28 protein-coding genes are annotated in these 26,002 nt (G+C 60.8%); 12 read left to right on the top strand and 16 right to left on the bottom strand.

Annotation, left to right across the window (positions count from 1 at the left end):
* Positions 1-3: 3 nt before the first annotated feature.
* Positions 4-1,788 carry a GMC family oxidoreductase gene (locus tag AB5I78_RS00255; protein ID WP_369302758.1) on the bottom strand — a complete coding sequence of 595 codons (1,785 nt, stop codon included), beginning with the start codon at positions 1,786-1,788 and terminating at the stop codon, positions 4-6.
* A gap of 2 nt (positions 1,789-1,790) precedes the next feature.
* Positions 1,791-2,543, bottom strand: a complete 753-nt coding sequence (locus AB5I78_RS00250) for a gluconate 2-dehydrogenase subunit 3 family protein (protein WP_242200508.1) — start codon at positions 2,541-2,543, stop codon at positions 1,791-1,793.
* Positions 2,544-2,815: 272 nt separating this feature from the next.
* On the opposite strand from AB5I78_RS00250, the gene AB5I78_RS00245 reads away from it, so the two are divergent.
* Complete coding sequence (locus AB5I78_RS00245; protein ID WP_369302759.1) at positions 2,816-3,502, top strand: dual specificity protein phosphatase family protein; 687 nt, start codon at positions 2,816-2,818, stop codon at positions 3,500-3,502.
* A 6-nt stretch (positions 3,503-3,508) separates the two neighbouring features.
* Here the strand turns inward: AB5I78_RS00245 and AB5I78_RS00240 are convergent, their stop codons facing one another.
* The gene (locus AB5I78_RS00240; protein WP_065902760.1) at positions 3,509-3,781 is read right to left on the bottom strand and encodes a YheV family putative zinc ribbon protein; all 273 of its coding nucleotides are present in this window, start codon (positions 3,779-3,781) and stop codon (positions 3,509-3,511) included.
* Positions 3,778-5,877 carry an oligopeptidase A gene (gene prlC, locus AB5I78_RS00235; protein WP_370004323.1) on the bottom strand — a complete coding sequence of 700 codons (2,100 nt, stop codon included), beginning with the start codon at positions 5,875-5,877 and terminating at the stop codon, positions 3,778-3,780. Before prlC ends, AB5I78_RS00240 begins: the two co-directional genes overlap by 4 nt.
* 54 nt (positions 5,878-5,931) lie before the next feature.
* On the opposite strand from prlC, the gene AB5I78_RS00230 reads away from it, so the two are divergent.
* A complete protein-coding gene (locus AB5I78_RS00230) occupies positions 5,932-6,474 on the top strand; it encodes a gamma carbonic anhydrase family protein (RefSeq protein WP_369302761.1) in 543 nt (180 codons plus the stop codon).
* Positions 6,471-7,130 carry an HAD family hydrolase gene (locus tag AB5I78_RS00225; RefSeq protein WP_242200515.1) on the top strand — a complete coding sequence of 220 codons (660 nt, stop codon included), beginning with the start codon at positions 6,471-6,473 and terminating at the stop codon, positions 7,128-7,130. Before AB5I78_RS00230 ends, AB5I78_RS00225 begins: the two co-directional genes overlap by 4 nt.
* A 95-nt stretch (positions 7,131-7,225) precedes the next feature.
* Here the strand turns inward: AB5I78_RS00225 and AB5I78_RS00220 are convergent, their stop codons facing one another.
* A complete protein-coding gene (locus AB5I78_RS00220) occupies positions 7,226-8,269 on the bottom strand; it encodes an aminopeptidase (protein ID WP_369302762.1) in 1,044 nt (347 codons plus the stop codon).
* Between the two features lie 142 nt (positions 8,270-8,411).
* Here AB5I78_RS00220 and AB5I78_RS00215 point away from each other — a divergent pair, with 142 nt between their 5' ends.
* Positions 8,412-8,834, top strand: a complete 423-nt coding sequence (locus AB5I78_RS00215) for a hypothetical protein (RefSeq protein WP_106576005.1) — start codon at positions 8,412-8,414, stop codon at positions 8,832-8,834.
* On the opposite strand, the gene AB5I78_RS00210 is transcribed toward AB5I78_RS00215, so the two are convergent.
* Positions 8,835-9,074, bottom strand: a complete 240-nt coding sequence (locus AB5I78_RS00210; RefSeq protein ID WP_010207769.1) for a DUF1161 domain-containing protein — start codon at positions 9,072-9,074, stop codon at positions 8,835-8,837. It lies immediately after the preceding gene.
* Positions 9,075-9,324: 250 nt separating this feature from the next.
* Entirely contained in the window at positions 9,325-9,756 is a 432-nt protein-coding gene (locus tag AB5I78_RS00205) for an OsmC family protein (protein ID WP_027608131.1), read from the bottom strand.
* Positions 9,757-9,972: 216 nt separating this feature from the next.
* On the opposite strand from AB5I78_RS00205, the gene AB5I78_RS00200 reads away from it, so the two are divergent.
* Positions 9,973-10,974 carry an LLM class flavin-dependent oxidoreductase gene (locus AB5I78_RS00200; protein WP_106576004.1) on the top strand — a complete coding sequence of 334 codons (1,002 nt, stop codon included), beginning with the start codon at positions 9,973-9,975 and terminating at the stop codon, positions 10,972-10,974.
* A 61-nt stretch (positions 10,975-11,035) separates the two neighbouring features.
* On the opposite strand, the gene AB5I78_RS00195 is transcribed toward AB5I78_RS00200, so the two are convergent.
* Positions 11,036-11,263, bottom strand: a complete 228-nt coding sequence (locus AB5I78_RS00195; protein WP_145158474.1) for a DUF1161 domain-containing protein — start codon at positions 11,261-11,263, stop codon at positions 11,036-11,038.
* Positions 11,264-11,378: 115 nt separating this feature from the next.
* Positions 11,379-11,594, bottom strand: a complete 216-nt coding sequence (locus AB5I78_RS00190; protein ID WP_145158472.1) for a dodecin — start codon at positions 11,592-11,594, stop codon at positions 11,379-11,381.
* A gap of 154 nt (positions 11,595-11,748) precedes the next feature.
* Here AB5I78_RS00190 and AB5I78_RS00185 point away from each other — a divergent pair, with 154 nt between their 5' ends.
* Entirely contained in the window at positions 11,749-12,075 is a 327-nt protein-coding gene (locus AB5I78_RS00185) for a YqjD family protein (RefSeq protein ID WP_003170746.1), read from the top strand.
* Positions 12,076-12,083: 8 nt separating this feature from the next.
* Here AB5I78_RS00185 and AB5I78_RS00180 read toward each other — a convergent pair whose 3' ends face one another.
* Positions 12,084-12,980 carry a LysR family transcriptional regulator gene (locus AB5I78_RS00180; protein WP_369302763.1) on the bottom strand — a complete coding sequence of 299 codons (897 nt, stop codon included), beginning with the start codon at positions 12,978-12,980 and terminating at the stop codon, positions 12,084-12,086.
* Between the two features lie 109 nt (positions 12,981-13,089).
* Between AB5I78_RS00180 and trpB the strand changes: the two genes are divergently transcribed.
* The 3 genes from trpB to AB5I78_RS00165 all read left to right on the top strand — a co-directional run bounded on the left by trpB (position 13,090) and on the right by AB5I78_RS00165 (position 15,719).
* Complete coding sequence (gene trpB / locus AB5I78_RS00175) at positions 13,090-14,316, top strand: tryptophan synthase subunit beta (protein ID WP_145158468.1); 1,227 nt, start codon at positions 13,090-13,092, stop codon at positions 14,314-14,316.
* The gene (trpA, locus tag AB5I78_RS00170) at positions 14,316-15,125 is read left to right on the top strand and encodes a tryptophan synthase subunit alpha (protein WP_369302764.1); all 810 of its coding nucleotides are present in this window, start codon (positions 14,316-14,318) and stop codon (positions 15,123-15,125) included. Before trpB ends, trpA begins: the two co-directional genes overlap by 1 nt.
* 138 nt (positions 15,126-15,263) lie before the next feature.
* The gene (locus AB5I78_RS00165) at positions 15,264-15,719 is read left to right on the top strand and encodes an RcnB family protein (RefSeq protein ID WP_262206846.1); all 456 of its coding nucleotides are present in this window, start codon (positions 15,264-15,266) and stop codon (positions 15,717-15,719) included.
* Positions 15,720-15,894: 175 nt separating this feature from the next.
* Here the strand turns inward: AB5I78_RS00165 and AB5I78_RS00160 are convergent, their stop codons facing one another.
* The 6 genes from AB5I78_RS00160 to AB5I78_RS00135 all read right to left on the bottom strand — a co-directional run bounded on the left by AB5I78_RS00160 (position 15,895) and on the right by AB5I78_RS00135 (position 21,634).
* On the bottom strand, positions 15,895-17,205 hold the full coding sequence (locus AB5I78_RS00160; protein WP_369302765.1) for an MFS transporter: 1,311 nt from the start codon (positions 17,203-17,205) through the stop codon (positions 15,895-15,897).
* Positions 17,206-17,372: 167 nt separating this feature from the next.
* Entirely contained in the window at positions 17,373-18,521 is a 1,149-nt protein-coding gene (gene dgoD, locus AB5I78_RS00155; protein WP_017137927.1) for a galactonate dehydratase, read from the bottom strand.
* A 61-nt stretch (positions 18,522-18,582) separates the two neighbouring features.
* Positions 18,583-19,203 carry a 2-dehydro-3-deoxy-6-phosphogalactonate aldolase gene (locus AB5I78_RS00150; RefSeq protein ID WP_145158462.1) on the bottom strand — a complete coding sequence of 207 codons (621 nt, stop codon included), beginning with the start codon at positions 19,201-19,203 and terminating at the stop codon, positions 18,583-18,585.
* Position 19,204: 1 nt separating this feature from the next.
* Entirely contained in the window at positions 19,205-20,164 is a 960-nt protein-coding gene (locus AB5I78_RS00145) for a 2-dehydro-3-deoxygalactonokinase (protein WP_369302766.1), read from the bottom strand.
* A 162-nt stretch (positions 20,165-20,326) separates the two neighbouring features.
* Positions 20,327-20,653, bottom strand: coding sequence for a DOPA 4,5-dioxygenase family protein (locus AB5I78_RS00140; RefSeq protein WP_106575995.1), 327 nt, complete (start codon positions 20,651-20,653; stop codon positions 20,327-20,329).
* Positions 20,654-20,683: 30 nt separating this feature from the next.
* Positions 20,684-21,634, bottom strand: a complete 951-nt coding sequence (locus tag AB5I78_RS00135) for a LysR family transcriptional regulator (RefSeq protein ID WP_369302767.1) — start codon at positions 21,632-21,634, stop codon at positions 20,684-20,686.
* 103 nt (positions 21,635-21,737) lie between these two features.
* On the opposite strand from AB5I78_RS00135, the gene betC reads away from it, so the two are divergent.
* From betC to AB5I78_RS00120, 3 genes are all read left to right on the top strand, one after another.
* The gene (gene betC / locus AB5I78_RS00130) at positions 21,738-23,252 is read left to right on the top strand and encodes a choline-sulfatase (protein ID WP_369302768.1); all 1,515 of its coding nucleotides are present in this window, start codon (positions 21,738-21,740) and stop codon (positions 23,250-23,252) included.
* A gap of 18 nt (positions 23,253-23,270) precedes the next feature.
* Complete coding sequence (gene choX, locus AB5I78_RS00125; RefSeq protein ID WP_145158452.1) at positions 23,271-24,185, top strand: choline ABC transporter substrate-binding protein; 915 nt, start codon at positions 23,271-23,273, stop codon at positions 24,183-24,185.
* Positions 24,186-24,357: 172 nt separating this feature from the next.
* Positions 24,358-25,926 (top strand): SulP family inorganic anion transporter, encoded by a 1,569-nt coding sequence (locus AB5I78_RS00120; RefSeq protein ID WP_369302769.1) that lies wholly within the window; start codon positions 24,358-24,360, stop codon positions 25,924-25,926.
* The last annotated feature ends 76 nt before the right edge of the window (positions 25,927-26,002 follow it).

Genomic DNA, 26,002 nt, shown 5'->3' with positions numbered 1-26,002 from the left:
TCCTTATGCCTGAACCAGTGGGCCGGGGTTTTTCAGGTACTGCTCGCGGATCGCCCGCGCCGACCAATAGGTCAGTGCCGCCACCAGGCCGGTAGGGTTATAGCCCAAGCCCTGTGGGAAAGCTGACGCGCCTGGGACAAACACGTTGTGTACGTCCCAGCTCTGCAGGTAGCGGTTCAACGCACTGGTTTTCGGGTCGGTGCCCATGATCGCGCCGCCGTTGAGGTGGGTGGTCTGATAGGCCGCAGTGTTGAAGTGCTCACCGACCTTTTTGCCGAGCACAGCAATGGCCTTGGGGTTCATCGCTTCGGCGACCTTGCCCATTTTCTCCATCATGAAGCGGTTCATCTTGATGTCGTTTTCCTGCCAGTCGAATGTCATCCGCAGCAGTGGCAGGCCGTAGGCATCGCGGTACACCGGGTCCAGATCCAGGTAGTTGCCCCGGTAGGATTGATGCGCACCGTGGGAGTCCATCGACACCTGGTGGGTGTAGTAATCGGCGGTCGCGCGCTTCCAGGCACTGCCCCACGCTGGCGTGCCTGGCGGGTTGGACGTACCGGCAATCGGCCGGCTGCCGGCCTGGTTGACCCACATCGGCGAACCGCCGACAAAGCCGTGCGGCCCATGGTCGAAGTTATCCGCGTTGAAATCATCAATGGCCACGCCATTGCCGCCCGCACCGATGAAGTTGTTGGTGTGGGTGTCCTTGTCGAAGAAGGCTTTGATGGTGCCCATGTTCTGGTAGGCGAAGTTGCGGCCCACCACGCCCTCATTGGTAATCGGGTCGTAGGGTTTGCCGATACCCGAGAGCAACATGAGGCGCACATTGTTGAACTGGAAAGAGCCGATGATCACCAGGTCAGCCGGCTGTTCGCATTCGCGACCTTGGGCGTCGATATAGGTCACGCCGGTGGCCTTGCTCTTGGTGCTGTCCAGGTTGACCTTGAGCACGTGGGAATTGGCCCGCAGCTCAAAGTTCGGTACCTGACGCAGCGCCGGCAGGATGTTCACATTCGGCGAGGCCTTGGAGTACATGTAGCACACGTAGCCGCTGCAGAAACCGCAGAAGTTGCACGGGCCCATCTGTGCGCCGTAGGGGTTGGTGTACGGCCCCGACGTATTGGCCGACGGCAGGTTGTAGGGTTTGTAACCAACCTCGGCGGCCGCTTTCTGAAACAGCTGTGCGGAGACGGTGTTTTTCTGCGACTCCAACGGGAACGGGTTGGAGCGATCCGGCGCATACGGGTTGCCACCACGGCCTTCGCCCACCACCTGACCTTTTACGGTCCAGGCCTGGCCGGAGGTGCCGAAGACTTTTTCCGCGTAGTCGAAAAACGGTTCCAGCTCTTCGTAGCTGACGCCGAAGTCCTGGATGGTCATGTCCTTGGGAATGAAGTTTTTGCCGTAGCGCTCTTCGTAGTGGCTGCGCATGCGCAACTCGATAGGGTCCACACGAAAGTGCACGCCCGACCAGTGCAGGCCCGCGCCGCCCACGCCATTGCCCGGCAGAAACGCACCCAGCTGGCGGTTGGGCAGGGCGACGTCATTCACGCTATGGCGAATGGTCACCGTTTCTTTGGAGATGTCCTGAAAGAGTTTTTTACGCACGCTGTAGGTCAATTCGTCGATGACCTGCGGATAGTTGCCGTCCGGGTAGGTGTCCTGCATCGGGCCGCGCTCCAGCGCTACCACGTTGAGGCCAGCTTCCGTGAGCTCCTTGGCCATAATCGCGCCGGTCCAGCCGAAGCCCACGATCACCGCGTCCACTTTCTTCATGATGGTCGCCACGTTTATGCCCTCTCGCCGCGAATGGAAACAGCCGGGAAGGGGTATTGCTCGTTGCGTTCAACCCAGTCCATAAAGTCGGCGCGGGCGCCGGGGAAGCCGATCATGGTCCAGCCGACCATGCCTTTGTTGCCGCCGTGGATCGGGTCGCAGAAGAACCCTTCCTTGGTGTTTTGCAGCAGCAGGTTGAAAAACATCTTTGCGGGCACCGTCTCAAAGTGCGCAGTCACTTCGCTGCCGCCGGCTTCAAGGCGACGCAGCATATCGTCCTGGGTAGCGCTGTCTTGCGCGGCAAAGGCCTTGCCGTTAAACGCCTTCGACCACGCATCCGTCGCTGCAATGCCCAGGCGATAAATGTCCTTGGGCACCAGCTTGCTCTGCCAGCCCATCTCCGGGGCCGCATCGGCGTTGAACGGGCCCTGCATGAACCACAGCGCGCCCGCGGCGTAAGGCGTGTTCATCTGGCGGTCGATGTATTCCGGCGCACCAGCCTCCAGGGCGCCAGGGCCTTGGGCATCAGCAGGAATCAAACGCGCGACGGCGGCGTTGAGAAACGCCCACTCTTCAGCCGTGAAATAGCTCGGTTCGTAGGCGTTGTCGCTGACCGGCGGCTTAGCCTCGGCAGCCTGCACCGGTTCCGGCGTGGCCATCAGCATCGAGCCACCAAAGCCGGTGCTGGCAACCGTGACCACCGGGATCAAGGTCAAGGATTTGCGCAAAAAATCACGCCGGGGATTGTCTTGATCTTGATCAGACATGGGTGCACCTCATCATGTGGTCACGGGTTTATCAGCCGCTTCTGGGAGCAGCGTGAAGGCTTGCCAGGAAATTGGATCCAAAGGGATAGAACACAGTGGCAAACAATAGTTACAAATGATAGCAGGCTAAGAATTGAGAAAATCGGTTCAGCGAGAAAAACAGCAGATCAGGTCGGTATTCACGATTCTTTGACGAGTACCTCACGCCGCATTGACCCCGCGTAGGCGAATCTTTGGCCCATCAGCCATTTCCTTATTCGGTTACAACGCGCATGTTCGAGATTCGATTGCTGCCTGCCCTCGGCATGGCGCTTCTGGCCCTGTTCGCCACCGCGCACGCCCAGGCGGACGGCGCCTCCTCCCTACGCTCACCGGAGTGGGCCCAGCCTGTGGGCGACCAGTTCAATCTGCACCAAATGACGCCCACGCTGTATCGCAGCGCGCTGCCCAACGGCAATGCGCTCCCCGTATTGGAAAATCTGAAGATCGCCACAGTGATCAACTTTCTGCCGGAATCTGATGCGACGTGGCTGAAGACATCTGATATCAAACAGGTGCAGCTGACTTATCGCACCAATCACGTCGACGATTCAGACGTACTCGCGGCGTTAAGGGCCATTCAGGATGCAGAAACCAAAGGCCCGGTGCTGATGCACTGCAAACACGGCTCGGACCGCACAGGTTTGATGGCGGCGATGTACCGCGTGGTGATCCAGGGATGGAGCAAGGAAGATGCGCTGAACGAAATGACCTTGGGCGGTTTTGGTACCAGCAATGGTTTCAGGGACAGCGTTCGCTACATGATGAAAGCCGATGTCGACAAGTTACGTACAGCCTTGGCGAATGGCGATTGCAGCACCAGTGCGTTTGCCCTGTGCTCGATGAACAGTTGGCTCAACACGGCCAATAGCAGCCGTGTCGACACCAAAAAAGACGCTGAACTGGTGCTGACACCCTGATGGGCATCAGTCTTTTTTCAGCTTCGGATTGGGAAAAAACTGCACGGCCTGCACCTTCGGGTCCGGCGCTTTCAATGCCGATGTATTAACCCGCGTGCCCAACTCCTTGGGCACCGACAGACCCTGGTCATTCAACGTGTCGGTATAACCGCAGGCCACACATTCGCGGTGCGGCACGTTGTCTTCGGTCCACATCTTCAACTTGTCCGGCTCGCTGCACGCTGGGCAGACCGCCCCGGCGATAAATTGCTTTTTGGTAATCACAGGCCCTTCGCTCATGCTGCCGCGTCCTCACTCAGGCCGCTGTGGCGCAAGAGTGCGTCAATCGACGGCGCACGTCCGCGGAAGTCGACGAACAGCACCATCGGTGCCTGCGAACCGCCGCGCGCCAGAATGGCTTCGCGGAAGGCACGGCCGGTCTCGGCGTTCAGCACGCCGTCTTCTTCAAACTTGGAGAAGGCATCCGCCGACAGCACTTCCGCCCACTTGTAGCTGTAGTAACCCGCCGCGTACCCGCCAGCAAAGATGTGCGCGAAGCTGTTAGGGAAGCGGTTGTACGCCGGTGGGCGCATCACCGAGACCTCATCGCGCACGCCTTCAAGCACTTGCGCAACGCTGCGGCCATCGCCATGGGTGGCATGCAGTTCGAAGTCGAACAGCGAGAACTCAAGCTGGCGCACCATCATCAGGCCGGACTGGAAGTTCTTCGCCGCGAGCATTTTTTCCAGCAGGTCCTGGGGCAGCGGCTCGCCGGTTTCATAGTGGCCGGAGATCAGTGCCAGGCCTTCCGGCTCCCAGCACCAGTTCTCCATGAACTGGCTCGGCAATTCCACCGCGTCCCATGCCACGCCGTTGATGCCGGAGACGCCGGCGTGTTCGACACGGGTCAGCAGGTGATGCAGGCCGTGGCCGAATTCGTGGAACAACGTGGTCACTTCATCGTGGGTCAGCAGGGCAGGCTTGCCGCTGTCGGCCGGGGTGAAGTTGCACACCAGGTTAGCCACCGGGCTTTGCAGTACGCCGTCAACCGTGCGGCGACGGTCACGCGCGCCGTCCATCCAGGCGCCGCCACGCTTGTTGGCGCGGGCGTACAGGTCGAAGAAGAAGCGGCCGACGTGCTGGCCGTTTTCCTTGATTTCAAACAGGCGAACGTCCGGGTGCCAAGTGTCGAAACCTTTTTGCTCGGCGATCTCGATGCCGTACAGGCGCTGGACGATGGCAAACAGGCCGCCCAACACTTTGTCGATCGGGAAGTAGGCGCGCAGGGCTTCCTGGGACACGCTGTAGCGCTGCTCGCGGAGTTTTTCGCCGTAGAAACCACTGTCCCAGCTTTGCAGTTCCGCACAGCCTTGTTCGGCGGCATACGCCTTGAGCTGTTGCAGGTCCTGGGCGGCAAACGGCTTGCTGCGCTTGGCCAGGTCGCGCAGGAAGCTCAGCACCTGGTCGCTGGACTCGGCCATTTTGGTCGCCAGGCTCAGCTCGGAGAACGACGCATAGCCCAGCAGTTGGGCCAGCTCCTGACGCAGGTCGAGGATCTGTTCCATCACCGGGCCGTTATCATTCTTACCGGCATTCGGGCCTTGGTCCGACGCGCGGGTGCAGTAGGCCGCGTAGACCTCTTCGCGCAGGGCGCGGTCGTGGGCGTAGGTCATCACCGCGTAGTAGCTGGGGAATTCCAGGGTGATCAGCCAGCCATCGAGGCCTTTGGCCTGGGCGGCGGCGGCCATTTGCGCCTTGGCCGAATCGGTCAGACCGGCGAGGGTGGCTTCATCGGTAACGTGCTTGGTCCAGGCCTGGGTGGCATCCAACAGTTGGTTGGAAAATTTGCTGCCCAGCTCGGAGAGCTTGCTCTGCACTTCGGCGTAGCGCTTTTGCTGCTCAGGCGGCAAATCGATACCCGACAGGCGAAAGTCGCGCAGCGAGTGCTCAAGGATAGTCTTTTGCGCCACGTCGAAACCAGCGGCTTCCGGGCTGTTGGCCAGGGCTTCAAAGGCCTGGAACAGCGCGCGGTTCTGACCCATTTCGGTGGAGTAGGCGCTCAATGCCGGCAGGCAAGCCTCATAGGCTTCGCGCAACTCGGCACTGTTGCACACGGCATTCAGGTGGCTGACCGGGCTCCAGGCGGCGCCCAGGCGGTCATTCAGTTCATCCATCGCCAGCACCAGGCCGGCCCATGTAGGATTTTCACCCTGGCTTTGCAGGATGCCTTCGATGGCAACACGGTTGTCGGCGAGGATCTGTTCGATGGCCGGTTGCACGTGCTCGGCACGGATCGCCGAGAACGGCGGCAGGTCGTAGGACTGCAGAAGAGGGTTGTTCGCGCTCACGGTGGGCACCTTGGCTGAAGAAACATGTAAGAACAAAGATGGGGCCATCTTAATTACAATCAACACCCACCGCAGCTATCAGCAGAAGAGAGAGAGGCTATCGTGACCCTTCGCACCTATCAGAACCACACGCCAACCCTGGGCGCCGGGGCTTTTGTCGATATTTCGGCGGTGGTGATCGGCGATGTCGAAATCGGCGCCGACAGCTCGGTTTGGCCACTGACGGTGATTCGCGGCGACATGCACCGCATCCGCATCGGTGCGCGCACCAGCGTGCAGGACGGCTGCGTGTTGCACATCACCCATGCCGGGCCGTTCAACCCGGACGGCTTCCCGCTGCTGATCGGCGATGACGTAACCATCGCCCACAAGGTCATGCTGCATGGCTGCACGGTGGGCAACCGCATCCTGATCGGCATGGGCAGCATCGTGATGGACGGCGCCGTGGTGGAGGACGACGTGATCATCGGCGCCGGCAGCCTGGTGCCGCCGGGCAAGAAACTGGAGAGCGGTTTTTTGTACGTGGGCAGCCCGGTTAAACAGATCCGCCCATTGACTGACAAAGAGCGTGCCTTTTTCACCTACAGCGCCGCGAACTACGTGAAGCTCAAAGACCTGCACCTGGCGGAAGGATTCGACCGATGACCCTGAACTACTCCACCGTGCTGTTCGACCTGGACGGCACCCTGACCGACCCGCGCGAGGGCATCACCCGTTCGATCCAGTACGCCCTCGGCAAACTCGGCATTGATGAACCCGACTTGACCAAGCTGGAACACTTTATCGGCCCGCCATTGCTGCAAGCCTTTATGCAGTTCTATGGCTTCGATGAGGCCAAGGCCTGGGAAGCGGTGAATTTTTATCGCGAACGCTTCAAGGTCACCGGCCTGTATGAAAACCGCGTATTCGACGGCGTCATGCCGTTGCTTGAGGAACTGAATGGCCAAGGCCGCCAGCTGTATGTGGCCACGTCCAAGCCGTGGGTATTCGCCCGCGAGATTGCCCGGCACTTTGATTTTGCCAAGCACTTCAAGGTGATCTACGGCAGCGAGCTGGACGGCACGCGCACCAACAAGGTTGAGTTGATTGCGCACTTGATGAATGAAGAGGGCCTGGACCCGGCGACCACGTTGATGATCGGGGACCGCAAGCATGACCTGATCGGCGCGCGCAGCAATGGGCTGGATTCGGCGGCGGTGGGGTATGGGTTTGGCAGTTTTGAAGAGTTGAATGCCGAGGCGCCGACCTGGCATTTTGAGACGCTGGATGAGATGCATCAGGCGTTTTTGCAGCGCGCTTGATACCGCTTTCGCGAGCAAGCCCGCTCCCACACTTGACCGAGTTTCAACATGAGAATGCGGTCGAATGTGGGAGCTGGCTTGCCTGCGATGAGGCCCTAGTGGCCACCACCCTCCAACTGCCGCAGCGCCGCTTTACGCTGCTCCACCGGCAAGCCACCCATCTTCTCCACCGCCGCAAAGAACTTCACCCAGTCCCCACCTTCCTGCGCAAACAACGCCGCAAACGCCGGCACCCATTGGTCATACAGCCCAAACGGCAGCAACCGCGCGTTGTTCATCGGCTGGTTGATCCACACGTCGTAACGTTTATCACCTCCCCACTGGCTATCGCGCATTTGCCGGTAATCGCTGCGCAAACGCTCGAATTCCGCCGCCTTGGCCTGGCGCATCACGTCAACTGCCAAGGGCTGTGCGTAAAGCTTTTCCAGGCGTTTACGGGTATCCAGCACCAGTCGGATAAATTGATCACGCTGCTGCAACGCCGCATCGCTCAGAGGCGCCAAGCCCCGCGCCGCACGCCATTGACGAGTGCCTTCCTGCTCGACGAAGTTGGCATACGACTCGTTGAACTCGGTGTCGTCCTTCACATAAAAACGCTGGTGCGCCAGCTCATGAAAAATCAGCGTGGCCAGGCGCTCATCGCCCCAGTTCATCATCGAATTCATGATCGGGTCGTTGAACCACCCCAAGGTGGAATAGGCCTCGACGCCACCAATCGACACGTCCATGCCTTTTTGCTGCAGCAACGCCGCCTCACCGCGCGCCGCGCCCTGGTTGTAATAACCGCGATAGGCGACGCATCCGGCAATCGGGAAGCAATGGGTTTCGGGAGAGAGGGAAAATTCCGTCGTGGCGAATACATTCCAGACTACGTATGGCCGGCCAATGTCCGCGTACAACCTGTAACTCTGGTTGTCGGGCAAGTGCAGGTGCTCACTGGCGAACGTGCGGGCTTTTTGCGACTGCACCAAGTGCTCACGCAATACCTGTGGGCGAGAAGGGTCGGCAATCACCTCGGCAACCGGCTCACGGGCCCGCAACAATTGCCATTGGCCGCTGGCGAGCTGGCTGTAATAACTGACACTTGAGCAGCCGCTGAGCACCACCACCATTAACCCTGGAAGAAAACGCTTCAACATGCTCCGACTGCTCCTGGGTAATTTGCTCGCCAGCCTATCCTGCCTGCACGGAATTTTTCCATGGCCTGGCGTGTTTATACTCATGAGGAGTCTGCTGCCATCGGCGCCGGGCTCAATTCCTTCCTACCGTTGAGTGCCTGCCATGCGCCAGCTCCTGCTACCCGTCACCGTCCTGTTTCTCAGCGCCTGTGCTTCTACGCCGATTCCCCCAGTGGATCCGCATCAGGCCTGGGTCGACTTCGCCACCCCGACACCCGGCGCCAAACTGGTGATGGCCCAGCGCCTGGACGGCAAGAATCTGAATGACGGGCGTTTTTTCCAAGTGCCACCCGGCAGCCACGAGCTGATGGTGCGCTTTGATTTCGAGGTGAACACGGGTACAGGCTTTGGCGGGCTGGACCAGACGCACGACCGCACCTGTTTCATGACCCTGCAGTACGACAATTTCCAGGCAGGCCAGCGCTATGTGCTGGAAGGGCGCTCGCTGGCCTTCACGCCCAACATTCGGCTGTATAACTCAGCGCGTCAGTTGCTGGCGCAGGAGCGCAGCGTGAACTGCATCTGATCAGTCGTTGTTCTTCTGATAAACGATGGCTTTGGTGCCGTTTTCACAGCTGCCGACGACCATGGCGCTGTCATGCTTGTCGGCTTCTTCCTTGCTGACGATTTCCAAGGTGTAGGACGGCACGGCGTTAGCTTGGATCTTGACCTCGATCTCTTTTCTAAGCTCTTCACAATCTTTTGGAGCGGCCACGGCCGAAGTGGCCAAAACACCGCAGATGATCGCCAAGGCAAAACGTTTCATGTGTGAAGCTCCCTGAATGCATGCGCACGAGTGTGCGCCTAGCTGCATAGGCTATAGGACCACATAGGGGAAACACGAGTTCTGATTTAAAGCAGAACTAAATGTGGGAGCGGGCGTGTGTGGGAGCTGGCTCGCCTGCGGTGGCAGCGCCTCGGTGCAACTGCAAAACCGAGGTGTGCCTATCGCGGGCAAGCCCGGCTCTCACACAAACCCACTCCCACACTGGATCTACGCGGTTACGCAGACCGCATTAGCTGACGAGCGTGGCATCCAGGCTGATCTTGGCGTTCAGCACTTTGGACACCGGGCAGCCTTCCTTAGCCTTTTTGCTCAGTTCGTCGAACTGCGCCTGGCTTGCGCCCGGGATCTTGGCTTTCAATACCAAATGCACAGCAGTAATTGCGAAGCCGCCGTCCACTTGGTCCAGCGTCACTTCAGCCTGGGTGTCGATGCTGTCAGCCTTGAGGCCGGCGTCGCCCAGAATCATCGAAAACGCCATGGAGAAGCAGCCGGCGTGCGCCGCACCAATCAGCTCCTCAGGGTTTGTGCCCTTGCCGCCTTCGAAACGGGCCTTGAAGCCGTAGGGCGCTTCGCGCAATACGCCGGTTTCAGTGGAAATGGAACCCAGGCCTGTCTTCAGATCACCTTCCCAATGCGCGGATGCTTTTTTAACGATACTCATAGCGGTCTCCTCGAACGGTGGTTTTGCTTCAGTAAGGTTCTGAGGATAGAAGCTCTGGCAAAGTTCATCTTGTCGGAGAAACCTAGCATTCCAGTAGGAAATTTCCCTAGCTACTATTGAATCTCGGGTATATGCCCTCATTGCATACAACATGCACATGAAGCGGCAGGTTTTGGTTCGTCTATAAGCCTGCGCACCTATTGGAGAAGCAGGCTTATGAAATCGCTGTCCGACGTGAAATTCTCGACCCTGGACCTGGTGCCCGTGCGCGCCAATGGCAGCCCCGCACAGTCGTTGCGCAATTCCCTGGACTTGGCCCAGCACGTGGAAAAGTTTGGCTACAACCGTTTCTGGGTGGCCGAACACCACAACATGGATGGCATCGCCAGCTCTGCCACCTCGGTATTGCTCGGCTACCTGGCCGGTGGCACCTCAACCATCCGTGTCGGCTCCGGCGGCGTAATGCTGCCCAACCATGCACCGCTGGTGATCGCTGAGCAGTTCGGCACCCTGGAAAGCCTGTATCCGGGCCGGATCGACCTGGGCCTGGGCCGCGCGCCGGGTTCTGATCAGATGACCGCCCGCGCCCTGCGTCGCGAACGCTCGGGCAGCGCCGACGACTTCCCAGATGATGTGGCCGAGCTGATGGCTTACCTGGGCCCACGCACGCCGGATCAACGGGTTATTGCCGTGCCGGGCACCGGAACCAATGTGCCCGTGTGGTTGCTCGGCTCCAGTTTGTTCAGCGCGCAATTGGCCGGTGAGCGCGGTTTGCCCTACGCCTTCGCCTCGCATTTCGCACCGCGCCTGATGCATGAAGCTATTCGCGTGTACCGCAATCACTTCAAGCCTTCGGCTGTATTGGACAAACCCTACGTGATGCTTGGCATCCCGCTGGTGGCCGCCGATACCGACGAGCAGGCCGATTACCTGGCCACCTCGGTGTACCAGCGCATCCTCGCGCTGATGCGCGGGCAAAGCCTGGTGCAACGTCCGCCGGTCAAGACCATGGACGGCCTGTGGCTGCCCCATGAAAAAGACGCGGTCGGCAGCTTCCTCGGCCTGGCCATGGTCGGCAGCCCGGCGAAGATCCGCGCAAAACTGGACGTGCTGGTTGAGCAGACCGGTGCCGATGAGCTGATCTTTACCTGCGACCTGTACGAGCATGCCGACCGGATTCATTCCTACGAGCTGCTGGCGCAGTTGATGAAGGGCTAACATCCGCAGGCAAAAAAAAACGACGCACCTGTGCGTCGTTTTTTATGTCTGGAGCAAGGGGTTAACCGCGCTTGTAGACGATTTCCTTGGTGCCGGCTTCGCAGCTACCGACGACTGTGTGGTCGCTGGGTGCCGCGCCTTTGTCTACCACCTCCAGCGAGTAACCCGAGGCGCCCTTGGCGTCGATTTTCGCTGCGATTTCGCTTTTCAGCTCTTCACAAGGCTTGCCCGCCGCCAGGGCTGTGCCCGCAATGCTCAACAAACCTACCGCTAACAGGAACTTCTTCATCCGTTACTTTCCTTGCGCTGATCGAAAAGAGCGTGCCGACGCTTTCGCATCGGCACCCATTGGTTGTAGCGCAGGTTATGGCAATCGGCCAGTCGGCAAAGTTCAACCGACGTGATCAACTACTGGCGATTCGGAACCCCACCTTGAGCGTGACCTGGAAGTGCGCGGCCTTGCCGTCCTTGATGTGACCACGGGTTTCAGTCACTTCGAACCATTCCAGGTGCTTGATGCTTTTGTTCGCTTCGGCGATGGCGTTGTTGATGGCGTCTTCGATGCTTGTCGCCGACGAACCCACCAATTCGACTTTCTTGTACGTGTGATGATCAGACATGGCGTTTCTCCTGAGGTCTTTAGTGAGCGTAGCAGTCAATGTTCGTACTGCTTCTGGCGACTATTCCCACTCAAAAGTTCAGATTTACTGCACTTTCTGAAAACGCTGGAGTCGGTATCTACACATGCCACTCAATCACTTCAGGAGAGTCCACATGGCCAACACTTCTTTACGCAAAGCGTCGCTGGAAAGCATGGAAGCCGAGATTTCGAGCCTTCTCAAGTCCCTTGAGAGCCTTAAGGACGATGCGTCCGACGAGTCGCGCAAAACGCTGAAGGCCCTGAAAAGCAATGCCGAGAATGCCCTCAAGCACTCCCGTCATCTGATCAGCGATGCCTACGAAGAAAGCAAAGTCAAAATCCGCGAAACCGGTGTTGCAACCCGGGACTACGCGCAAGAGCACCCATGGACTACCGCCGGCGTCGCCGTTGGCGCGCTGGGTCTGCTGGCGGCTTACCTGCTGTGCAAACGTGGCGACTGAAACACCGGCTACACCGGCTGGCGCAACAGCTCTGCCTTGAGCCACTGCGCCAGTTGACCCGCGCGCCCGTCTGCGGCGCGCTTGGGTAGCCACAGCGCCAGGTGCGCCGGGGTTTCGCTGAAACCCCACGGCGCCACCAGGCGACCCGCGCGCAGGTCCTCTGCCACCAGCGGTTCTGGCGCAATTGCCACCCCAAGCCCTGCCACCGCCGCCTCCAGTAAATAATACAAATGCTCAAACCCCTGGCCGTGTTTTAACGCGCCGGGTGCAATGCCGTATTGCTGCGCCCAACTGGGCCAGGCTTGCGGGCGCGAGGTGGTGTGCAACAAGGCTTCGCCACACAAGGCTTGCGCCGGGGCTTGGCGCAAATGCTCGTAACCGGCAAAGCGCGGACTCATTACCGGGCCAATGCGCTCGCTGGCCAACTCGTACACCTGCATGTCCGCCGGCCACGGCGGCTCAGCGAACACCAGCAGGGCGTCGAGGCCGGGACGCCTGGGGTCAAGATCGCCGTCACCTGCTGACAGGTGCAGGCGCAAGTCCGGCAGGTCGGTGTTCAAGCGGCCCAGGCGCGGGATCAACCAGCGCGCCAACAAACTGCCCGAACAGCCCAGCACGAACGGCGCGTCGGCGCTGGCCTGGGTCAGCTCGGCGCACACATCCCTCAAACGTTCGAACGCCTCTGCGCTGGCATCGCGTAGCCGAACACCGGCATCTGTGAGTTTAATGCCGCGTCCATCTTTGGCGAACAGGCTGACACCCAAATGCTCTTCGAGCACCTTCAACTGGCGGCTGACGGCGCCGTGGGTCACATGGAGCTGCTCGGCAGCCTGACTGACGCTGTTGAGCCGGGCGGTGGCTTCAAATGCACGCAAGGCATTGAGGGGTGGAAGGTCTCGGCTCATTCGTGAGTTTTCCTGACAGGTTGCGGCGATCTTATCGGTTTTCAGCGTAGCGCGTCAGGGGTAGAGTGGGCCTCATTGCCTCTCCTCACATTCTTTACCGGAGCGCCCCATGACTCAGTCCCAGACCGATCTACGCAACGGCCCAGACGCCAACGGCTTGTTTGGCGCGTTCGGCGGCCGCTACGTCGCTGAAACCCTGATGCCGTTGATCCTCGACCTGGCCCGCGAATACGAAGCCGCCAAGATCGATCCGGCATTCAACGAAGAATTGGCCTACTTCCAGCGCGACTACGTCGGACGTCCGAGCCCGCTGTATTTCGCTGAGCGCCTGACTGAATTCTGCGGCGGCGCCAAGATTTACCTCAAGCGCGAAGAGCTCAACCACACCGGCGCGCACAAGATCAACAACTGCATCGGCCAGATCCTGCTGGCGCGGCGCATGGGCAAGAAACGCATCATCGCCGAGACCGGCGCCGGCATGCACGGCGTGGCCACCGCCACCGTGGCCGCGCGTTTTGGCCTCGACTGCGTGATCTACATGGGCACCACCGACATCGAGCGCCAGCAGGCCAACGTGTTCCGCATGAAGCTGCTGGGCGCCGAAGTGATCCCGGTGGTCGCCGGCACCGGCACCCTCAAAGATGCGATGAACGAAGCCCTGCGTGACTGGGTGACCAACGTCGACGATACCTTCTACCTGATCGGCACCGTCGCCGGCCCACACCCCTACCCGGCGATGGTGCGCGACTTCCAGGCCGTGATCGGCAAAGAAACCCGCGACCAACTGCAAGCCCAGGAAGGCCGCCTGCCGGACAGCCTGGTGGCGTGCATCGGCGGCGGTTCCAACGCCATGGGCCTGTTCCACCCGTTCCTGGACGACACCAGCGTCGAGATCATCGGCGTTGAAGCGGCCGGCCACGGCATCGAAACCGGCAAACATGCCGCCAGCCTCAACGGCGGCGTGCCCGGCGTGCTGCACGGCAACCGCACCTTCCTGCTGCAGGATGACGACGGCCAGATCATTGACGCCCACTCGATTTCCGCCGGCCTCGACTACCCGGGCATCGGCCCTGAACACGCCTGGTTGCATGACATCGGCCGCGTCCAGTACACCTCGGTGACCGACGACGAAGCCCTCGAGGCGTTCCACACATGCTGCCGCCTGGAAGGGATTATTCCTGCACTGGAAAGCGCCCATGCCCTGGCTGAAGTGTTCAAACGCGCACCGAACCTGCCGAAAGATCACCTGATGGTGGTCAACCTCTCCGGCCGTGGCGACAAAGACATGCAAACCGTGATGCACCATATGCAACAGTCGAAGCAGGAGAAACACTGATGAGCCGCCTGCAAACCCGTTTTGCGCAACTCAAAGAACAAAACCGCGCCGCGCTGGTGACCTTCGTCACCGCTGGCGACCCGGGTTATGACACCTCGCTGGCGATCCTCAAAGGCTTGCCGGCAGCTGGCGCCGACGTGATCGAGCTGGGCATGCCCTTCACCGACCCCATGGCCGACGGCCCGGCGATTCAACTGGCTAACATCCGCGCGCTGGAAGCCAAGCAGAACCTGGCGAAAACCCTGCAAATGGTTCGCGAGTTCCGCAAAGACAACAACGACACGCCGCTGGTGTTGATGGGCTACTTCAACCCGATCCACAAATATGGCGTGCCGCAGTTCATCAGTGACGCCAAGCAAGCCGGCGTAGACGGCCTGATCGTGGTCGACATGCCGCCTGAGCATAACGGCGAGCTGTGCGATCCGGCTCAGGCAGCAGGCATCGACTTTATCCGCCTGACCACGCCAACCACCGATGACGTGCGCCTGCCGACCGTGCTCAATGGCAGCTCCGGCTTTGTGTACTACGTGTCGGTGGCCGGTGTGACCGGTGCCGGGGCGGCCACCCTGGAGCACGTTGAAGAAGCCGTGACTCGCCTGCGTCGGCATACCGACCTGCCGATCAGCATCGGCTTTGGTATCCGCACGCCGGAACAGGCAGCCGCTATCGCGCGCCTGGCGGACGGTGTGGTGGTCGGTTCGGCGCTGATTGATCACATCGCCACTGCCAAAAATGATCAGCAGGCGATTGATGGCGTGTTGACCTTGTGCGCGGCGCTTTCGGAAGGCGTTCGCAACGCCCGTAAGTAAACGCCGTGTAGCAGTAGGTAAAGTTCCTGATACAGAGGAATCATACTGTCGAATCAGTACCTAAACTGACAAGACCAAGGGATTTCGAACCCGGTTCGAAATCCCTTTTTTGTTCGTGCAGTACTGAGGAAACACCCCATGAAAATGCCTAAACGCTTGATCGCTGGTCTCGGCGTGCTGATGCTCGGCGCGAGTGCCTTGGTGCAGGCCGCGCCACCTGACCAACGGGGCGATGACAATGGCCCTGGCCCTGGCCGTGGCGGCCCGCAAGGCCAGCACGAGCAACGCGGCGATGACCATCGTGGCCCGCAGAACAACCGTCGTGGCCCGCCTCAGGACTTCGGCCCGGTGCGCCAGATCATCCACGACAACCACGGTCAGTTCGCCCGTGGCGCACCGCCGCCACCGAATGTACGCCTGGTCCGCGGCCAGCCACTGCCACGCGGCTACTACGGCGAACGCCTGGACAACCGCGCCCTGGCACGCCTGCCGGTTTACCCGGGTTATGAATGGCGCCGTTCCGGCCCGGACGTGGTCTTGATCGCAGTCGGCACAGGCATCGTCTACGAGATTCTGGACGGCGTACTTAACTAATCCCTCGCACTAACACTAACCTGTGGCGAGCGGGCTTGCCCCGCGTTGGGGTGCGAAGCGCCCCCAAAACCGGATAACGCGGTTTCCCTGAGACACCGCAGTGGCCCTGATGGGGCTGCTGCGCAGCCCAACGCGGGGCAAGCCCGCTCGCCACGTGAAGCCCGCTCGCCACAGGCTATTCCTTCAGTTCAATACGTTCGACTTTGCCTACAAGCAACACGTAGGACAGCGCGCCCAACAGCGCCAGCACCGCAATGTAGGTAATCGCCGGCGCAAACGAATCCCCGCTGGCCAAAAAGCCAATCACAATCGGCGTCGTAATCGCCGACAAGTTACCGATAAAGTTAAACACCCCGCCGGTCAATCCCAGCAGCCGCGCGGGCGCCAAGGTCGACACCAGCGACCAGGTGATCGACGCCAGGCCATTCCCAAAGAACGCCACCGCCAGAAACGCAATCACCCACGTCGTCGAATCCACATAGTTGGCGCCAATGATCGCCGTGGAAATCAGCAGCCCGCCAATAATCGGCAACTTGCGCGCAAAGCCTACCGACGTGCCGCGGCGAATCAGCCAGTCAGAAAACAGCCCCGAACACAGCACACCCACAAACGCCGCCAGAAACGGCAGCGACGCCAGCAAGCCCGACTTGATGAAGTCCATGCCGCGATATTTCACCAGGTAGGTCGGGAACCACGTCAGAAAAAACCACAACGTGGAGTTCAGGCAAAACTGCCCCAGGTAGATGCCCCACAGCTTGCGCTTGCTCAGCACGATCCCAAGGTCGACCCAACTGAATGGCGCCTTGACCGCCTTGGCCTGCATATCCACCAGCCCGCCGCCTTCGCGGATCAGCTCGATTTCAGCCGCATTGGCGCCTTTGAAGTCCTTCGGCTCGCGGTACACCGCGTACCAGATCAGCGCCCACACAATGCCCACGCCACCGGTGGCGACAAACACCATGTGCCAGCCGAACGCGTGTTGCAGCCAGGCCAGTACCGGCGTGAGAAACGCCAGCCCGACAAACTGCCCGGAGGTATAAACGCCAATCGCCGTGGCCCGCTCGCGCTCGGGAAACCAGGTGGTGACCACGCGACTGTTGATCGGATAGGCCGGCGCTTCCAGCGCGCCGACCGCCATGCGCAGCACAAACAGCGCGATAAAGCTGGCGGCAAAACCAAGCATCACGGTGGCAATCGACCACAGCAGCAAGGCCACGGTGTAGAGAGTGCGCGGCGGCACCCGGTCCACCAACCAGCCGCCGGGGATCTGCATGGCGGCGTAGGTCCAGCCGAACGCCGAGAAGATCAGCCCGACATGCACCGGGTCGATGCCCAGCTCGCTGGTCAGCGCCGGGGCGGCAATCGACAGGTTGCTGCGGTCGAGGTAGTTGATCACCACGGTGATAAACAGCAGCACCATGATGAAGAAACGCTTTCTGCTGGGCGTGACGAGAGAAGCCTGCCCGGTGAAGGATTCAGGGTGCATGGGGGTTGCCTCTTCTTATGTTTATTGAGGACAGGTCTTACTGGACCAAAGGTAGGAGGGGGCTTGCCCCCGATGAGGAGTGCCAGTCACCGAATGCATCAACTGATACACCGCTATCGGGGGCAAGCCCCCTTCCACATTTTGTGTCCGATTTCGTCAGGGGCTGATCACCACTCGGCAAAGCTGCCGTCGGCATGCCGCCAGATCGGGTTGCGCCAGCGGTGGCCGATAGCCGCGCGCTCGATCACGTATTCCTCGTTGATCTCGATGCCCAGGCCTGGCCCGTTGGGGATCTTCACAAAGCCTTTGTCATAGTCGAACACGCCCGGGTCGCGCACATAGTCGAGCAGGTCGTTGCTCTCGTTGTAGTGAATGCCCAGGCTTTGCTCCTGGATAAACGCGTTGTAGCAAACCGCGTCCAGTTGCAGACAGGCCGCCAATGCAATCGGGCCCAGCGGGCAGTGCAGGGCCAGGGCCACGTCGTAGGCTTCGGCCATGTTGGCGATCTTGCGGGTTTCGGTGATGCCGCCGGCGTGGGAGGCGTCCGGCTGGATGATGTCGACGTAACCTTCGCTGAGCACGCGCTTGAAGTCCCACCGTGAGAACAGCCGCTCGCCCAGCGCAATCGGCGTGCTGGTCAACGGCGCCAGTTCTTTGAGCGCTTCGTAGTTTTCGCTGAGCACCGGCTCTTCGATAAACATCAGTTTGTAAGGGTCGAGTTCTTTCATCAGCACCTTGGCCATGGGCTTGTGCACCCGGCCATGGAAGTCGACGCCAATGCCGACGTTCGGGCCCACCGCATCGCGCACGGCGGCAACGTTGGCCAGGGCCAGGTCGACTTTTTCGAAACTGTCGACAAACTGCAGCTCCTCGGTGCCGTTCATTTTCACTGCAGTGAAGCCACGGGCCACGGCCTCTTTGGCGGCACGCGCCGTATCGGCGGGGCGGTCGCCGCCGATCCATGAATACACGCGAATCTTGTCGCGCACCTGGCCGCCCAACAGGTCGCTGACCGACACACCGAGCGCCTTGCCCTTAATGTCCCACAGCGCCTGGTCGATACCGGCGAGGGCGCTCATGTGCACGGCACCGCCCCGGTAGAAGCCGCCGCGATAGAGCACCGTCCAGATGTCTTCGATATTGCGTGGGTCTTTGCCGATCAGGTAGTCGGAAAGTTCTTCAACAGCCGCCGCCACCGTGTGCGCGCGGCCCTCGACCACAGGTTCACCCCAGCCGGTCACGCCCTGGTCGGTTTCTACCTTGAGGAAGCACCAGCGCGGCGGGACGATGAAGGTGGTCAGTTTGGTGATTTTCATCTTCTTATCTCTCTTGTCGATGCAGCGCCGAGGGCGCAAAACTTGCGTTCTTTTCAGGCCATCAATTCAGCGCATTCCAGGCGGCGACATACGCCTGGGCACTGCTCGCCACTTGATCCACAGACATGCCCGGCTTGAACAACCCGGACCCCAGGCCGAAGCCCTTGGCGCCTGCGTCGAAATACACCTGCATGTTGTCCGGGGTCACGCCGCCGACCGGCAGCAGCAACGTGCCCGCCGGCAGTACCGCCAACCACGCTTTGATCACGGCCGGGCCCATTTGCTCGGCCGGGAACAGCTTCAGTACGTCGGCGCCTTCGGCCAACGCGGCGAAGGCTTCGGTGGGCGTGGCCACGCCCGGCGACAGGTACAAGCCCGCCGCTTTCGCGGCGCGCAGCACCTTGGCATCGCTGTGGGGCATGACGATCACTTGGCCACCGGCGGCTTTGACGTGCTCGACCTGCTCGGGCGTCAACACGGTGCCCGCGCCGATCAGGCAATCGGCGGGCAGGCTGTCGCGCAGCGTGCGGATGCTGGTGTAAGGGTCCGGCGAATTGAGCGGAACTTCGATCACGCGAAAGCCGGCCTGGTAGAGCACTTGGCCGATCGCTTCAGCTTCGTGCGGTCGTACACCGCGCAGGATTGCGATCAAACCGTTGTGTGCGAGTGCTTGCTTGAGCATGTCAGGCCTCCAGGACCGGTTGAGTGAGCCCGGCCGCCACGGCCAATTGCCACAGGCCGCGTTCGGTGGCCGCTTGCGCCAGGCTGACGTGGGCGAAGCCGCAGAGGGCGAGGGCGCGCTGGTAACGGGCGCAGAGCGCTGCGGTGCCGACCAGGACGATGGGCTTATGTTTTGCAGGGGCCGGTAAACCGGCGAGTTCATGCCCGATCAGCAGGCCGGACAGGTAATCCGGTTGCTGGTCGGGAGCCAGTTCGGCGGTCAGCCCGAGTGTGCGGGCGCTGAACAATGTCGAGAGCACGCCACGCTGGCCGTCGTTGGAGAGTGCCACCTGCACGCCGCGATCAAAGGCTTCGACCTGGAAGTGGTCGGAGGTTTTTTGCGTACGGCCGAGAATGCTGTGCTGGCTCAGCACGGCGAACAGTTCGCCGGTCATGAAGGTGTCGAAGTGCGTGATGCAGCCCTCCACCACCTCGACCCATTTGGAATGGCTGCCCGGCAGGCCGATCAATACCTCGGCCGCGAGGCCTTGCAGCACGCCCAGCACCTGGGTTTCTTCGCCGCGCATCACATTGGGCAAGCCCACCTGTTCGATCACGCCGGGCACGATATGCACCGCCACGCCGCGCAGGCTGCGCACGCTGTGCAGCGCCTGGCCGAGGCTTGCGACATCGACCGGCGTATTGCGATACGCCGCCTCACTCCAGCCCTGGGCACTGCCCACCATGCCGCAGGCGATCACCGGCAAGTCGGGCTGGGCGTCGAGCCAGTCGCCGCAGGCCGCGTCGAACGCCAACTCGAAGCCATCGCTGCAACGCGCGCCGGCAATGTCACGGGGTTCGCTGGGCAGGTGCATGATGCCGAACGCCAGTGCGCGCTGGTCGAGCACCTTGCCGGCCGGGCCGAGTTTATAAGCACGAAGGGAGCTGGTCCCCCAGTCGAGCGCGATCAATTGCGCCTGCATCGCTTCACCTGAAATGAGTGGGTGCTGAAAAAAGCAGATGGGCGAATATAAACCTATGGCTGGCGATATCTCAATATATAAATAACAGTCCCATATATTGGGTCAAAACATAAAAAATCCCATCGCCTTTGCACTAGGGGATGGGATTTTTATACGCACTGGTTAAAAAATAGACAGATCCAGCTCGCGCATCGCGCCCATCCAGATCGCGTAATCGGTGTGATCCTTCAGGTCATCGCCGGTATCAGGGTGCAGGAACACCACCAGCCCCTCGCGATGCAAAGCCAGCCATGGCAACACCACACCGATGTATTCCGGCTCGAACGCCAGCTGGCAACTCCAGTCCGGGTGCGGGCCCACCGGGCGTTCATGCACGCGGCCCATGCGCAACGGAAACAGCTTGGCCGCGTCCTCGCAGAGCTGGCGCGCCTGGTCGATCGTGCTGGCGTCGAAGTAGATGTGAGCGTGGTAGCCCTTGATACGTTGCATGGCGAAATCCGGATCCAATATGCGCCGATCCTAGACCGCAATCGACGGCAGGGCCAGCCCGGTCAGCGACTGTGCGCTGCTGGCTTGCTCGGCCACCAGCCAGTCGACAAAGCGCTCGACCAACTGCCCCCGGCGTTTGCGCTGGGGCTGCACCACGTAATAACCGAAGCGTGAGATCACCGTGTCGCTGATCGGCCGACACAGCCAGTTCTGCTCCAGCAGGTTATCCACCAAGTGGCGCCAGCCGATGGCCACGCCCTGGCCGGCAATCGCGGCCTGGATCAACAGGGTGTAGTTGTCGAAGCGCAGTTGGCCGGGTGTGGGCGCGGTGGTAATGCCCAGCTCGCGAAACACACCGCTCCAGTCGAACCACTGGCTGTTGTTTTCCTGGCGCAGGTGCAGCAGCGGACAGTCCGGCAGCGTCTGCACGGTCAGCGGCGTGGCCTGGTCCTTGAGCCATTGCGGGCTGCACACCGGGAACACTTCCTCGTTGAACAGCCAGAGGCTGTCACCCTGTTTGAAACGGCCATCGCCAAACAACACCGCCACGTCGATATCGCTGCGCAAGGTGGCATGGTTGCGTTCGCTAGTGACCAGGCTCACGTCAACCTGCGGGTTGGCCTGGTGAAAGCGGTGCAGGCGCGGCATCAGCCAGTAGGCGGCGAAGGCAAAGTCGGTGGCCACTTGCAGCACTTCATGCTGGTCTTGCTGGGTGATCGCGCTCAGGCCTTGGTTGATGACCTGCAAACCGCCCTGCGCATGCTCAAACAACAGCGCCCCAGCGTCGGTCAGCTCGATGCCACGGTAGATGCGATCAAACAGACGCAGCCCAAGCTGTTCTTCGAGGCGTTTGATCTGCTGGCTAATGGCCGGCTGGGTGGTGCCCAGTTCCACGGCGGCAGCGGTAAAGCTGCGGTGGCGTGCCGCCGCCTCGAATGCGCGCAGCAGGTCGAGGGAAAGATCGCCAAGGGCTTCATACATAAGCTGTGCTTATCCTAGACATTGCTTTTCATGGGCTTTACCCCATTTTCCATGGGCCGCATGCTCATTCGCATAAACACCGCCTATGGAATGCCGAAGACTCATGAAGCGCAAGAACATTCTTTTCATCATGGCCGATCAAATGGCCGCGCCACTGCTTCCGTTCTACGGACCTTCCCCCATCAAACTGCCAAACCTGAGCCGCCTCGCCGAACAGGGTGTGGTGTTCGACGCCGCCTATTGCAACAGCCCGCTGTGCGCGCCGTCGCGGTTCACGCTGGTCAGCGGCCAGTTGCCGAGCAAGATCGGCGCCTACGACAACGCGGCAGACTTCCCTGGCGATGTGCCGACCTATGCCCACTACCTGCGCCGCCTCGGCTACCGCACCGCGCTGTCGGGCAAGATGCACTTCTGCGGGCCCGACCAGTTGCACGGCTATGAAGAACGCCTGACCAGCGACATTTACCCCGCCGACTATGGCTGGGCGGTGAACTGGGATGAGCCGGACGTGCGCCCCACCTGGTATCACAACATGGCATCGGTGCTGCAAGCCGGCCCGTGCGTGCGCACCAACCAGCTGGATTTCGATGAAGAGGTGGTGTTCAAGGCCCAGCAATATTTGTTCGACCATATCCGCAATGAGGGTGACCAGCCGTTCTGCCTGACCGTGTCGATGACTCACCCACACGACCCGTACACCATTCCCAAACCGTTTTGGGACCTGTACGACGACAGCGACATCCCAATGCCTACGACGCCGGCCCAGGCCGACCTCGACCCGCATTCGCAGCGCCTGCTCAAGGTCTACGACCTGTGGGACAAGCCGCTGCCGCTGAACAAAATCCGTGATGCGCGCCGCGCCTATTTTGGCGCGTGCAGCTACATCGACAGCAACGTCGGCAAACTCCTGCAAACCCTGGAAGACACCGGCCTTGCCGATGACACGATCATCATCTTCTCCGGCGACCACGGCGACATGCTCGGCGAGCGCGGCCTCTGGTACAAAATGCACTGGTTTGAAATGGCCGCCCGCGTGCCGCTGCTGGTCAGTGCACCGGGGCAATTCGCGGCGGGCCGCGTGACCAAAGCGGTTTCCACGGCCGACCTGTTGCCGACGTTGGTGGAGCTGGCCGGCGGCGAGCTGGACCCACGCTTGCCGCTGGACGGACGCTCGCTGGTCCCGCACTTGCAGGGGCAGGGCGGGCACGATGAAGTGTTTGGCGAATATATGGCCGAAGGCACCATCAGCCCGCTGATGATGATTCGCCGTGGCGCGTACAAGTTCATCTACAGCGAGGACGATCCTTGTCTACTGTTCGATGTGCACAACGACCCGCACGAGCGGGAAAACCTCAGCCAGTCACCGGAACACCGGCCACTGTTCGAGGCGTTTTTGAGTGAGGCGCGGGCCAAATGGGACATCCCGGCGATCCATCAGCAGGTGCTCGCCAGCCAACGCCGTCGTCGCCTGGTGTTTGAGGCGCTGACCCAAGGCAAGCTGAAGAGCTGGGATCACCAGCCACTGGTGGATGCCAGTCAGCAATACATGCGCAACCATATCGACCTCGACGACCTGGAGCGCAAGGCACGTTACCCACAACCCTGCCAAAACCAATAAATAGACAGAGGGAAGGCCATGCAAAAGTTGACTGTAGTGCTGGGCATGTTGGTGCTCAGTAGCGCCAATGCGTACGCGGACGCTAGCTGCGACACGGTGAAGATGGCCGATCCAGGCTGGAGCGATATCGCCGCCACCAATGCCATCACCGGTTTTCTGTTGAACGGCATGGGCTACAAGGCCAAGGTCGACACCCTGGCGGTGCCGATCACCTTTGGCGGGCTCAAGGACGGCCAGGTGGACGTGTTTCTGGGCAATTGGATGCCGGCGCAGCAAGGCTTCTATGACAAGTTCGTGGCCAATGGCGATGTGGTGCAACTGGCGAAAAACCTCGACGGCACCGAGTTCACCCTTGCCGTGCCGGACTACGTGTGGGACGCCGGGGTGCATGACTTTGCCGACTTGAACAAATTTGCCGACAAGTTCGACAAGAAGATCTACGGCATCGGCTCCGGCGCGCCGGCCAATATTTCGCTGCAGGAGATCATCAAGAAGAACGACTTCGACCTCGGCCAGTGGAAGCTGATCGAGTCGAGTGAACAGGCGATGCTGGCCGAAGTGTCGCGGGCGGTTAAAAAACAGAAGTTCGTGACCTTCCTCGGCTGGACGCCGCACCCGATGAACGTGCAGTTGAACATGCATTACCTCAAGGGCGGCGAGAAGTACTTCGGTGACACCGGCAGTGTTTACACCTTGACCCGCAAGGGCTACGCGCAAGCCTGCCCGAATGTCGGAAAACTGCTGACCAACCTGAGTTTTACCCAGGAGATGGAGAACAGCATCATGGCTGAGGTGGTGAATAAAAAAGTCAGCAATGCTGATGCGGCGAAGGCATGGATCAAGGCGAACCCGGCGGTGTTGGACAAGTGGCTGGATGGGGTAAAAACCGTGGATGGCCAGGATGCGTTGGCTGCGGTAAAAGCCAAACTCTAACCCCCGAAATCGATCCTTTTGGGAACTGGCTTTTGTGGGAGCTGGCTTGCCTGCGATGCAGGCACCTCGGTATTACTGATACGCCGCGGTGATGCTATCGCAGGCAAGCCAGCTCCCACAGGTACCGGTGTGTGCTGATACCCTGAGCTAACCTTTTCAACCCGAGTCTGCGATGCCCCGGCCCAACCGCCATACACTCTTGCCCTTCCTCGCCTGGCTCCCGCGCCAAACCCGCGCCAGCGTCGGCCGGGACGCGATGGTTGGCCTCAGCGGTGCCGTGCTCGCGCTGCCGCAGTCGATTGCCTACGCGCTGATCGCCGGTCTCCCACCCGAATACGGTTTGTACGCCGCCATCATCCCGGTATTGATCGCCTGCCTCTGGGGTTCCTCCTGGCACTTGATCTGCGGCCCTACCGCCGCCATTTCCATCGTGCTCTACGCCAGCATCAGCCCCTTGGCGGTGCCAGGGTCGCAAGACTACATCACGCTGATTCTGCTGCTGACCGTCCTCGCTGGCGTTTTCCAGTGGCTGCTGGGCATGCTGCGCTTCGGCGCGTTGGTCAATTTCGTCTCTCATTCGGTGGTGCTGGGGTTCACCCTCGGCGCTGCCGTGGTGATCGCCTTGGGGCAGTTGCCCAACCTGCTGGGGCTGGATCTGCCCAGCCAAGCCACAGCGATCAAGAGTTTGCTGGCGCTCATCGATCACAGTGGCGAATGGGACCACGCCTCCCTCGCCCTGGGCCTGGGCACTTTGCTGGTGGGCGCGCTGCTCAAGTACCTGGTGCCACGTTGGCCAACACTGTTGATCGCCCTGGCCTTGGGCAGCCTGGTGGCGTGGCTGTGGCCGTCGATGTTCGGGCATGTGGCGCGGGTCAGTTCGTTTGTGGGCACACTGCCGCCGTTCAGCCCATTACCGTTGGACCTGGACATGCTCCTGCGCCTGCTGCCGAGCGCGGTGGCGGTGGGCATGCTCGGGCTGGTGACCAGCTTGTCGATTGCGCGCTCGCTGTCGGCGCGTTCGCAGCAACTGCTCGACGCCAATCAAGAAGTCCGCGCGCAGGGCTTATCCAATATCGTCGGCGGATTTTTCTCCGGCTACTTGTCGGCCGGTTCCTTTACCCGCTCCGGCCTCAGTTACGAGGCGGGCGCTTGCTCACCGTTGGCAGGCGTGTTTTCCGCCGGCTGGGTGGCGTTGTTTGCCGTATTTGGGGCGGCGTTGATCGCGCACATACCAATCCCCAGCATGGCCGCGAGCATCCTGCTGATTTGCTGGGGCCTGGTGGATCATCGCGGCATCCGCGCGCTGTTTCGCGTGAGCCGCGCAGAATTTGTGGTGATGAGCCTGACGTGCGTGGCCACCTTGCTGCTGGAGCTGCAAACGGCGATTTACGCCGGGGTGCTGGCGTCGCTGTTTTTCTACCTCAAACGCACTTCGCAACCGCGTGTTCAGCAGTGGCGCGACGGTGATGAAGATGTATTGCGGGTGGGGGGCTCGATCTTTTTTGGCGCCAGCCATTACCTGCAAGTGCGCCTGCAGAGCTTGCAGGGTGAGCGGGTGGTGATCGAGGCGCAGCAGATCAACTTTATCGACTATTCCGGGGTGGAGATGCTGCACCAGGAGGCACGGCGGTTGCGGGGAACGGGGCGTAGTTTGACGTTGCGTAGGGCCCGGCCGCAGGTAGTGGAAGAGCTGAAAAAACTCGAAGGGGCCGACAACTGCCCCATCCATTTCGAAGACTGAATGCGGTTAAAACTGTGGGAGCTGGCTTGCCTGCGATAGGATCACCTCGGTCTAACTGACCGACCGAGTCGTCTGC

Source organism: Pseudomonas sp. N2-3-1-14 (assembly GCF_041228395.1).
Taxonomy (GTDB): domain Bacteria; phylum Pseudomonadota; class Gammaproteobacteria; order Pseudomonadales; family Pseudomonadaceae; genus Aquipseudomonas.
This window is presented reverse-complemented; position numbering and strand designations above follow the sequence as displayed.

What these genes read in the sequence shown, in the direction of transcription:
- AB5I78_RS00145 (WP_369302766.1), bottom strand. Translation starts at nt 20,164, where the DNA reads ATGCAGGCGCAATTGATCGCGCTCGACTGGGGGACCAGCTCCCTTCGT.
- AB5I78_RS00185 (WP_003170746.1), top strand. Translation starts at nt 11,749, where the DNA reads ATGGCCAACACTTCTTTACGCAAAGCGTCGCTGGAAAGCATGGAAGCC.
- AB5I78_RS00190 (WP_145158472.1), bottom strand. Translation starts at nt 11,594, where the DNA reads ATGTCTGATCATCACACGTACAAGAAAGTCGAATTGGTGGGTTCGTCG.
- trpA (WP_369302764.1), top strand. Translation starts at nt 14,316, where the DNA reads ATGAGCCGCCTGCAAACCCGTTTTGCGCAACTCAAAGAACAAAACCGC.
- AB5I78_RS00135 (WP_369302767.1), bottom strand. Translation starts at nt 21,634, where the DNA reads ATGTATGAAGCCCTTGGCGATCTTTCCCTCGACCTGCTGCGCGCATTC.
- AB5I78_RS00250 (WP_242200508.1), bottom strand. Translation starts at nt 2,543, where the DNA reads ATGTCTGATCAAGATCAAGACAATCCCCGGCGTGATTTTTTGCGCAAA.
- AB5I78_RS00140 (WP_106575995.1), bottom strand. Translation starts at nt 20,653, where the DNA reads ATGCAACGTATCAAGGGCTACCACGCTCACATCTACTTCGACGCCAGC.
- AB5I78_RS00215 (WP_106576005.1), top strand. Translation starts at nt 8,412, where the DNA reads ATGCGCCAGCTCCTGCTACCCGTCACCGTCCTGTTTCTCAGCGCCTGT.
- AB5I78_RS00205 (WP_027608131.1), bottom strand. Translation starts at nt 9,756, where the DNA reads ATGAGTATCGTTAAAAAAGCATCCGCGCATTGGGAAGGTGATCTGAAG.
- AB5I78_RS00225 (WP_242200515.1), top strand. Translation starts at nt 6,471, where the DNA reads ATGACCCTGAACTACTCCACCGTGCTGTTCGACCTGGACGGCACCCTG.
- prlC (WP_370004323.1), bottom strand. Translation starts at nt 5,877, where the DNA reads ATGGCCCCATCTTTGTTCTTACATGTTTCTTCAGCCAAGGTGCCCACC.
- AB5I78_RS00210 (WP_010207769.1), bottom strand. Translation starts at nt 9,074, where the DNA reads ATGAAACGTTTTGCCTTGGCGATCATCTGCGGTGTTTTGGCCACTTCG.
- AB5I78_RS00160 (WP_369302765.1), bottom strand. Translation starts at nt 17,205, where the DNA reads ATGCACCCTGAATCCTTCACCGGGCAGGCTTCTCTCGTCACGCCCAGC.
- AB5I78_RS00150 (WP_145158462.1), bottom strand. Translation starts at nt 19,203, where the DNA reads ATGCTCAAGCAAGCACTCGCACACAACGGTTTGATCGCAATCCTGCGC.
- choX (WP_145158452.1), top strand. Translation starts at nt 23,271, where the DNA reads ATGCAAAAGTTGACTGTAGTGCTGGGCATGTTGGTGCTCAGTAGCGCC.
- betC (WP_369302768.1), top strand. Translation starts at nt 21,738, where the DNA reads ATGAAGCGCAAGAACATTCTTTTCATCATGGCCGATCAAATGGCCGCG.
- dgoD (WP_017137927.1), bottom strand. Translation starts at nt 18,521, where the DNA reads ATGAAAATCACCAAACTGACCACCTTCATCGTCCCGCCGCGCTGGTGC.
- AB5I78_RS00120 (WP_369302769.1), top strand. Translation starts at nt 24,358, where the DNA reads ATGCCCCGGCCCAACCGCCATACACTCTTGCCCTTCCTCGCCTGGCTC.
- AB5I78_RS00200 (WP_106576004.1), top strand. Translation starts at nt 9,973, where the DNA reads ATGAAATCGCTGTCCGACGTGAAATTCTCGACCCTGGACCTGGTGCCC.
- AB5I78_RS00220 (WP_369302762.1), bottom strand. Translation starts at nt 8,269, where the DNA reads ATGTTGAAGCGTTTTCTTCCAGGGTTAATGGTGGTGGTGCTCAGCGGC.
- AB5I78_RS00245 (WP_369302759.1), top strand. Translation starts at nt 2,816, where the DNA reads ATGTTCGAGATTCGATTGCTGCCTGCCCTCGGCATGGCGCTTCTGGCC.
- AB5I78_RS00180 (WP_369302763.1), bottom strand. Translation starts at nt 12,980, where the DNA reads ATGAGCCGAGACCTTCCACCCCTCAATGCCTTGCGTGCATTTGAAGCC.
- AB5I78_RS00165 (WP_262206846.1), top strand. Translation starts at nt 15,264, where the DNA reads ATGAAAATGCCTAAACGCTTGATCGCTGGTCTCGGCGTGCTGATGCTC.
- trpB (WP_145158468.1), top strand. Translation starts at nt 13,090, where the DNA reads ATGACTCAGTCCCAGACCGATCTACGCAACGGCCCAGACGCCAACGGC.
- AB5I78_RS00195 (WP_145158474.1), bottom strand. Translation starts at nt 11,263, where the DNA reads ATGAAGAAGTTCCTGTTAGCGGTAGGTTTGTTGAGCATTGCGGGCACA.
- AB5I78_RS00240 (WP_065902760.1), bottom strand. Translation starts at nt 3,781, where the DNA reads ATGAGCGAAGGGCCTGTGATTACCAAAAAGCAATTTATCGCCGGGGCG.